6 protein-coding genes are annotated in these 8,249 nt (G+C 65.0%); 3 read left to right on the top strand and 3 right to left on the bottom strand.

Going from position 1 to position 8,249, the window contains the following annotated elements; translation table 11 throughout:
* The 3 genes from WFP36_RS09640 to WFP36_RS09630 form a co-directional block, all read right to left on the bottom strand.
* Positions 1–197: hypothetical protein (locus WFP36_RS09640; protein WP_336980016.1), on the bottom strand; the 197-nt coding region annotated here is incomplete at its 3' end.
* A 171-nt stretch (positions 198–368) separates the two neighbouring features.
* On the bottom strand, positions 369–1,376 hold the full coding sequence (locus tag WFP36_RS09635; RefSeq protein WP_336980015.1) for an LLM class flavin-dependent oxidoreductase: 1,008 nt from the start codon (positions 1,374–1,376) through the stop codon (positions 369–371).
* Positions 1,377–1,424: 48 nt separating this feature from the next.
* Positions 1,425–2,090: a queuosine precursor transporter gene (locus WFP36_RS09630; RefSeq protein ID WP_336980014.1), complete on the bottom strand. Its 666-nt coding sequence runs from the start codon at positions 2,088–2,090 to the stop codon at positions 1,425–1,427.
* Between the two features lie 144 nt (positions 2,091–2,234).
* Here WFP36_RS09630 and WFP36_RS09625 point away from each other — a divergent pair, with 144 nt between their 5' ends.
* The 3 genes from WFP36_RS09625 (at position 2,235) to WFP36_RS09615 (ending at position 8,206) form a co-directional block, all read left to right on the top strand.
* Positions 2,235–3,548: a NupC/NupG family nucleoside CNT transporter gene (locus WFP36_RS09625; protein ID WP_336980013.1), complete on the top strand. Its 1,314-nt coding sequence runs from the start codon at positions 2,235–2,237 to the stop codon at positions 3,546–3,548.
* Positions 3,549–3,557: 9 nt separating this feature from the next.
* A complete protein-coding gene (locus tag WFP36_RS09620) occupies positions 3,558–4,487 on the top strand; it encodes an isopenicillin N synthase family dioxygenase (protein WP_336980011.1) in 930 nt (309 codons plus the stop codon).
* Positions 4,488–4,765: 278 nt separating this feature from the next.
* Complete coding sequence (locus WFP36_RS09615) at positions 4,766–8,206, top strand: TonB-dependent receptor (protein ID WP_336980009.1); 3,441 nt, start codon at positions 4,766–4,768, stop codon at positions 8,204–8,206.
* Positions 8,207–8,249: the final 43 nt, after the last annotated feature.

The raw sequence follows: 8,249 nt of genomic DNA, 5'->3' as shown, positions 1-8,249 counted from the left end.
GCCTCCTGCACGCGCCAATCCTGACGCCGTGCCGGCCGCGCGATTGGCTTTCCAACACTGGCGTAAAGGTCCGGGTTGCCGCCGGATGGATACTTGTACCCACGCTTCGTCATTCCCGCGCAAGCGGGAACCCAGTTCAACGGTTGCTGCTGGGTTCCCGCCTGCGCGGGAATGACGAAAGGGAGGAACTCACCCACACCCACACCCACACCCGCTCATCCTGAGCCTGTCGAAGGACACGCGCTGAGTTCTGGACTGGGCGCACTGGAACATTGCGATTGGGGAAATGTTTCGCATATCCTTCGACAAGCTCAGGACGAACGGAGGTTGGAGGGCTCGGAGATTGGAGGGCTGGGCCAACCCATCCCTCACCCGAATCCCGGCATAACCTCCGCCGCGAACAATTCCGCCGAGCGGGTCACTTGCGGCAGGCGCATGTCCCCGAAGGCGAACCAGCCGACCATATAGGTAATGCCGCGCTCCACTTCCCGTTCCACAAAGGTACGGACCGTGGCGGGCGAACCGGCGCAGCAATTGCCGCGGGCCTGCAATTCGTCCCAGCTATCGGGATAGATCTCGGTGAAGGGCCGGGGATAACCGCGCTCGATCCACAATTGGGCAAAGCTGTCGCGCCAGCGCAGATAGGCCGGGCGGGCGATGGCCAGTGCCTCTTCATCCGTATCGGCCACCACCATGTGGCGGCTCACCCCCACCAGCGGCATATGGGCGAGGTCCCCGCCATGGCTCAGCCATTCGCTGCGATAGAGGTCCGCCACCTGTCGCACCCGTTCCCCATGGGCGAGCGTGACGATATTGATCCCCTCGCGCGCGCACCACTGGATCGAGGCCGGGCTGCCCGCGCCATACCACAGCGGCGGGTGGGGCTGCTGGACCGGCTTCACGCGCATCGGCACCCGGTCGAAGCGGAAATGCGCGCCTTCGTAAGTCAACTCATCGCAAGTGAGGCCCTGCAGCAGCACCTCCAGCGCCTCGTCGAACAAGGCGCGCTGATCGTCCATCTCCACGCCGAAGAACCCCGCCTCGATCAGCGAGGCCCCCTTGCCCACCCCCAGTTGCAGCCGCCCGCCCGAGAGGCTGTCGAGCATCGCCACTTCCTCGATCAGGCGCAGTGGATGGTAGAGCGGCAGGCAATAGACCAGCGGGCCGAATTTCAGCCGCTGCGTCCGCTGGGCCAGTGCCGCCAGCAGCACCGAGGGCGAAGGGGATCGGCCCAGCGGCGTGCCGTGATGCTCGGCCACATGATAGGCGTGAAAGCCGCAGCGATCGTAGACTTCCGCCATGCGCAGCCGGTCTTCCAGCTGGCGGTGGAGCGGCTGCCCGTCATCGTCCACATGGTCGAAAATGCCGAAGCGCATGGTCCCTCCCCCTTGTCCTTTGGGCGGGAGGCTAACCCATTCGCCGCCTCAGGAATAGCGGCGGGCGAGCTTCACCAGCAGGGCGATCAGCGGCGGCACCAGCACCAGCGAGAGCACCACCTTGGCCAGTGCCTGCCCGAGGATCAGATTGCCGATGGGGCGCACGCCCAGGAAGGCGATGGTGATGAAGATCAGCGTATCGACCACCTGGCTCAGCATGGAGGCAATCGCGCCGCGCACTGCCACCAGCCGCCCGCCAAATGCCGCCAGCCTGGAAAAGATCAGCACGTTCAGCGTCATGGAGACGCCATAGGCCGCGATGCCCGCCAGCATCAGCCGCCAGCTCTGCCCCAGGATGATCGGGAAGGCTTCCTGCGCCGGGGGATACATGCCCGGATCGGTGGGCAGTTCGATCACCAGCCAGGTGAGCAGGATCGCGGTCGCCAGCGGTACGAAGCCGAAGCGCACCAGCCGGTCCGCTACCGGGCGTCCGTAAAGCTCCGCCACGGCGCTGGAGATCGCCACCAGCATCAGAAAGGGGAATATCCCCGCCTCCACCGCCAGTGGCCCCAGCCCCACCTGCTTGGCCCCCAGCACGCCTGCAATGCAGGTCATCCCGCCATAGAGCAGGGCGAACAGGAACAGCGGCTGCGGGATGGCCTTGAGGGCGGCGGAGGATGCGGCGGCTTGAGGCGCGTGATCGGCAGAGTCCATGGCCCTGCCTATTGCGCGGCGCGGCATTTGGGAAGTGGTTCGGGCTGCAACCTGTTTGACCTTGCTGCACTGCACACGGCATAGTCGCCCCAAGACGGGATTCGGGCGCCGCCGCGGCGCCGCCGTGGAACAGGGGCCGCCCACTTGCTCATCAACCTGGCCGGGATCGCCGCGATCCTCCTGATTGCCCTGTTGCTCTCCACCGGCAGGCGGCGCATCCGCCTGCGCGTGGTGGGCGCGGCCTTTGCGCTGCAGGCGGGCATTGCGCTGATCGTGCTGCGCACCCCATGGGGCAAGGCGGCGATCCAGGGCATGGCGAACGGCGTCTCCGCCCTGCTCTCCTATGCCGACAAGGGCACGGAATTCCTGTTCGGCGCCCCGGCGGACAATCCGCTGGCCGGCACATTCGCGCTGGGCGCGCTGCCGGTGATCATCTTCTTCGCCTCGCTCGTTTCCATCCTCTATTATCTCGGCATCATGCAGCGCGTGGTGCGCTGGGTGGGCGGCGGCATCGGCTGGGTGACCGGCATCGGCCGGGTGGAATCGCTGGGCGCGGCGGCGAACATCTTCGTCGGCCAGTCGGAAAGCCCGCTGGTGGTGCGCCCCTATCTCGCGGCGCTGTCTCCCTCGGGCATCTTCACCTTGATGACCGTCGGCATGGCCGGCGTGGCGGGCACGATCCTGGCCGCCTATGCTGGGGTACTGGGCAGCGACTATCTGCCCTATCTGCTCGCCGCCGCCTTCATGTCCGCCCCCGGCGGCATCCTGATGGCCAAGATCATCATGCCGGACGAGAGCCCCACTCCGCCCGAACCGGAAGGCGAGATCGCGCTGCCCAAGGCCCGCATCAGCGCCGAAGGCCCCGCAGCCCTCACCGAAGGCGGGGAAAAGCCGCATGAAGTGGAGGTCGCCCAGACTTTCGAGGAAGGCGAAAAGCCCGCCAACATCATCGAAGCCGCCGCGCAGGGCGCGCAGACCGGGGTCAAGCTGGCCGTGGCGGTGGGCGCGATGGTGCTGGCTTTCGTGGCGCTGGTGGCGCTGGCCAACGGCATACTTGGCGGGATCGGCGGCTGGTTCGGGATGGACGGGCTGACCTTCCAGAAACTGATCGGCTATGTCTTCGCGCCGGTGATGTATCTGCTGGGCATTCCCTGGAACGAGGCGCAGATCGCGGGCGGATTGTTCGGCACCAAGGTGGTGCTGAACGAATTCGTCGCCTTCATCGAACTGGGCGGGATCGATGCCGCCACGCTGTCTGACCGCAGCCGGGCCATCGTCACTTTCTCGCTCTGCGGCTTTGCCAATTTCAGCTCGATCGCGATCCAGATGGCGGTGACGGGCGGCCTTGCCCCCAACCAGCGCCCGGTGATCGCGAAGCTGGGCCTGCGGGCACTGGCCGCCGGTTCGCTCGCCAATCTGATGAGCGCCGCGCTGGCGGGCCTCTTCCTGTCGTTCTAAGGTAGTTCAATGGACAAGATCGCCACCGTCTCCCTCGCCCGCCCCCTGCCCGACATGGCGGACGAGCTGGGCCAGAGCTTCCGCGACTGGGGCTTTGCCGTGGTGTGCGACCATGGGCTGCCCGCCGATCTGGTGGCAAAGGCATGGGACCTGACGCGCGAGTTCTTCGCCCTGCCCGACGGGGTGAAGCGCGCCTATCACATTCCCGGCACCGGCGGCGCACGCGGCTATACCCCCTTCGGCACTGAGCGGGCCAAGGATGCGCAGGTCCACGATCTCAAGGAGTTCTGGCATATCGGCCGCAGCCTGCCGCCTGGCGATCCGCTGGAACAGTTCATGCCGCCCAATATCTGGCCGACCGAAATCCCCGAATTCCGCGAAACCTTCGAGGCGCTCTATTCGGCGTTCGAAGTGGCGGGCGGGCGTATCCTGGCCGCCATCGCGCTGCATCTCGGCCTGCCGGAAGACTGGTTCGCACCCACGGTGAAGGACGGCAATTCGGTGATGCGCCTGCTGCATTATCCGCCCCTGCCCGAAGGCGCGCCGGAAGGCGCGATCCGCGCAGCCGCCCATGGCGACATCAACACGATCACCCTGTTGCTGGGTGCGGAAGAGGCGGGGCTGCAGGTGCTTTCCGCCAAGGGCGAATGGACCTCGATCACTCCGCCCGAAGGCGCCCTCGCGGTGAATATCGGCGACATGCTGGAGCGGCTGACCAACAACCGGCTCAAATCCACGCTGCACCGCGTGGTGAACCCGGTGGGCGAGGCCGCGCGCCGCTCGCGCTATTCGATGCCCTTCTTCCTGCATTTCCGGCCGGACTTCACGATCGAGACCCTGCCCGGCTGCGTGGACGAGGCACATCCCGACCTCTATCCGCAGCCGCTATCCAGCCACGAATTCCTGCTGCAGCGCCTGCGCGAGATCAATCTGGCCTGAGTCGCCTGCGCTGCCCATAGGCATTGCAGCGCAGCAAATGGGCCTGTCCGGCCTGTGGATTTGCTGTGGGAAATGGCGCGCGAGCGAAAATTCCCAGATTGTTGCAACGCGGCAACAAGACGCAAAAAAGCCGCGGAAATCAAACATTGCGGCGACAAATTCCGCTGCGTTGCAATAGCCGGTTCCGCCTGTAACCAACCTGTCACGAAAGAGACATGGTTGCGTCTCGAACCATCCATACGCACCCCGGCATCACGCTAACAGGGAGCGTCAGCCCAATGAAACTGAAGTATCTTCTCGCCGCCAGCGTCGCGAGCCTCACGGCCGCCGTTGTGCTCCCGGCGCCTGCCGCCGCCCAGCAGATCACCTCCGGCATCCAGGGCCGCGTGACGGCCGAGGATGGCAGTGCACTGCCGGGCGCCATGGTGACGGTGCGCGACGACCGCACCGGCGTGGAGCGCACGCTGATCGCCGATGGCGAAGGCCGCTTCCGCGCGCCCAACCTGACCACGGGCGGTCCGTACACCGTAACCTCCGACCTCGACGGCTATGAGGGCCAGTCGGTCGGCGGCGTGTTCCTGACCCTGCAGGGTGAAACCAGCCTGACCTTCACGCTCATGCCCGGCTCGGGCGCGATCGTCGTTTCGGCCGCCCGCGTCAGCGCCACTCAGCTCGCAGTCGGCCCCGGCCAGAGCTTCACCAGCGAATTGCTGACCGACGCGCCCAGCTTCAACCGCGACGTGCGCGACGTGATCCGTATCGACCCGCGCGTCAGCCTTGACCGCGATGACACCGGCTCGGGCCAGGACCGCATCTCCTGCCTTGGCGGCAATGATCGCGGCAACGCCTTCACTGTCGACGGCATCAGCCAGGGCGACATTTACGGCCTGAACGACACCGGCTTCTCCTCGCGTAGCTCTACCCCGATCCCCTATGACGCGGTGCGCGAAACCCAGGTGCAGTTCGCCCCGTTCGACGTCGATTACGGCGCCTTCACCGGCTGCTCGATCAATGTCGTCACCAAGTCGGGCACGAACGACTACCATTTCGGCGGCTTCTTCGAATATTCGGATGACGGCCTGCGCGGCAACACGGTCGACGGCACCGCCGTCGCCCCGGTCGAGCCGGAAAAGCGCTGGGGCGCCTATCTCGGCGGCCCCGTCGTCAAGGATTACGTCTGGCTTTACGGCGCTTACGAGCATCAGGAAGCCGGTCAGTCGCAGGACGATGGCCCCGCGGGTGACGGTTATCCCCTGCCGATCACGCAGGTCAGCATCGATCAGTTCAACGAGATCGCAACCGTCCTGAAGGACGTCTACGGGATCGAAGCCGGCGCTCCGATCAAGAGCCGCCCCTACAGCAACGATCGCTATTTCCTCCGCGGCGACTTCCAGCTTTCCGACCGCCATCGTGCGGAGCTGACCTATCAGCGGCTCGAGGAAAGCACGACCCGCTCGGACGACCAGGCGCGCACCGGCACCTTCGGCGGCACCGTGGTGGGCGGCAACACCTTCTACCTCAGCGGCACTCGCTCGAACTATTATTCGGCGCGCCTCTATTCGGACTGGACCGACAATCTCTCGACGGAAATCCGCTACTCGCGTTCGGAAGTACGCGACGTGCAGGATCCGGTCGGCGGCGGCGAGGCGCAGGATGCCAACCCGATCCCGCGCATCATCGTGGGCGTGGCGAACGGCGCCGGCAATGCCGATGACGGCGCCGTGGAAGTGGGTCCGGGCTTCTCCCGCTCGGCCAACGACCTTCGTACCAACGTCAATCAGTGGCGCGTCGCCGCCAAGCTAGACCTAGGCGCGCATAAGCTGAAGTTCGGCGGCGAAATCAACCAGGCGAACCTGTTCAACCTGTTCGTCCAGAACGCCACCGGCACGCTGGTCTTCCGCAATATCGACGATCTGAAGGCTGGCCTGCTTTCCCCGGGCACCGGCAACAACAATACCACCAACACGCCCAACGGCGTGGTCTCGGGTGCGGTCGAAGGTGCGTTCGGCAACTTCTCCAGCACTGGCGACATCAACGATGCGGCGGCCAGCTTCCGCCGGACGATCTACTCGCTCTTCGCGCAGGACGATTGGGAAGTAACCGATCGCCTCTCCGCCACGGTCGGCCTGCGGGTCGACTGGTACGATGGCGGCCATCCGGCGCTGAACCAGAACTTCGTCGACCGCTACGGCTTCGGCAACGACACCGGCTTCGACGCGCTCGCGCCGGTATGGATGCCGCGCCTCGGCCTGACCTACGATCTCGATGATTTCTCGGTCTTCAGCCGTACGCAGTTGCATGGCGGCATAGGCATGTTCTCGGGCGGCGACCCGGTGGTGTGGTTCGGCAATGCCTTCCAGAATGACGGCCGTGGCTTCGCCCAGGGTACCACGCAGGATGCCCCCTGCCCGGCGGGCCAGATCGACGTGGTGGTGGACGGCCAGTTCACCGGCGTTCCCGAATGCTTCAAGGCCGCAGGCGTCGCCAGCGCGGCAGCGGGTCGCGGCGATACGCAGTCGATCGATCCGAACATCAAGATGCCGTCCGTACTGCGCGCCAATTTCGGCATCGGCACCGATCTGAACTTCACTGACAGCGGCTTCTTCAGCGGCTGGCACGTGGATCTGGATTACATCTACAGCCACTACATGGACCCGTTCAACGTGGTGGACCTGTCGATGGTGCCGGACATCGCAAAGGGTCTGAACGGCTATACGATCGACGGCCGTCCGATCTACGCAGCGATCGATCCGACCCGCGCGGGCTGCGATGCCACGCTCGTCGACGTTCAACCCAAGCCGACCTACAACAACGTCACCGCAGCCTGCTTCGGCACCAGCCGCGACGACGAACTGATGCTGACCAATACCGGCAGCTATGACAGCCACATCGCCTCGATCATCCTGTCCAAGCAGTTCGACGGCGGTATCTTCACCTCAGGCGGTTCGACCAACTTCACCTTCGGCTATTCCTATACCGATGCCCATGACCGCCGGAGCATGTACAACTCCACTGCCGGTTCGAACTACGACAACGTCGCCGCTTTCGACCGCCAGAACCCCGCGGACTCGACCGGCTTCTATTCGAGCAAGCACAACTTCACGCTCAGCACGAACTTCCGCGAGGAATTCTTCGAGGATCTCGATACCCGGCTGGGCATCACCTTCATCGGCCGTGCCGGCCGTCCCTACAGCCTGACCTTCGCGGGCAGCGGCGTATGGGGCGATTCCGTCTCGGGCTCGGACAATGCGCTCGTCTACCTGCCGACCGGCGTCGACGACCCGAACATCGCACCTTCGTCCAACATGACCGCCGTGGCCGACCTCGCCAGTTGGGCTTCGTCGCTGGGCTGTGCCAAGGGCTATCTCGGCAGCACCATCGCCCGCAATACCTGCGCGGGCGACTGGTACTTCGATGTCGACCTCTCCTTCTCGCAGGAGATCCCCGGTCCGGGCCATCTGTTCGGTTACAAGGAAGACAAGATCAAGCTCTACGGCACGATCGACAACTTCCTGAACCTGCTTGACGACAGCTGGAACGTGCAGCGCCGCCGCGATTATCGCGGGCTGCAGGATGTCGCCTCCTCGAGCGGGGTCGACGCTCAGGGCCGCTACATCATCACCGGCTTCAACGGGGCAGCATCGATCGACAACGACAATCCGATCAACTTCAGCTCTTCCGTATGGCGGATCAAGATCGGCCTCAGCTACGATTTCTGATTGCGGCACCGGTCAATTTGAACAGGAAGCGGCGGCACCTTCG

Origin of the sequence: Fulverythrobacter fulvus, assembly GCF_037154085.1 — a bacterium.
In the GTDB taxonomy this organism is placed as follows: Bacteria; Pseudomonadota; Alphaproteobacteria; order Sphingomonadales; family Sphingomonadaceae; genus Andeanibacterium; species Andeanibacterium fulvum.
The sequence above is the reverse complement of the archived record's forward strand: the minus strand, read 5'-3'. Positions and strand labels throughout refer to the sequence as shown.